The sequence below is a fragment of the Vibrio sp. Y176 genome (genome assembly GCF_033438945.1).
On sequence record NZ_JAWOQS010000403.1, the window covers coordinates 1 to 767 of the forward strand.

Sequence of the window (767 nt, forward strand, 5' to 3'; positions counted from 1 at the left end):
CGTTAATGATAGTTGGTGTGTCTTCGACTACATCCGCACTATCAGCCTCGATGTCGACTACTGGTGCAACCGTAAAGTCCACCGTTTGGCTAACGCTCTCGCCGCTTGGGTCTTTAGCTGTGAACGTAATTGTCTCTTTGCCATTCCAATCCGCAGTTGGAGTGATGGTAGCAACACCATTCACAATAGAAATTTGGATGCTGTTATTGCCAGAAACTGAGAATTCTAGCGAGGAATCAGAATCTTTGAATACTTCATTCAAGTCGATCGTGTATGCATCGAAATCTTCCGATAACACTTGGTCTGCAATGGCATTTTCAACAGTCGGTGCATCGTTAACACGATTCACAACCAAACTATCCCTGTCGTTAGCCGTAGGATTTACACCATCCGAAACTGACGCGCTGATAGTCAGATCTTTAAGGTTAAGTTCATCATTGTTAACTGCATCGACGCCCGCTTGAGTCAACTTGACTTCATTGCCAACCAACACGAAGTAACCGTTTGAGTTATTTTCTATAGAAACGGTTAGTTGGTCTTCTGGCGTGTCAGTATCGCGAACCGTTAAGGTTGCGACTACCGTATCAGTGTTCACTGCATCTTCAGTGATGCTTTCTACTGCATCAACCTTGATGGTTGGCGCATCGTTAACACGATTCATAATCGAACCATCACCGACGCACGCCTTTGGTTTATCCCCATCCGATACTGATGCGCTGATCGTTAGGTCTTTAAGGTTGAGTTCGTCGTTGTTAACCGCGTCAACA

General features: G+C 45.2%; 1 protein-coding gene. It reads right to left on the minus strand.

Annotated elements, in window-relative coordinates:
- The coding region (locus R7O13_RS26320) for an Ig-like domain-containing protein (protein WP_318305137.1) at nt 1–767 on the minus strand (767 nt) is incomplete at both ends.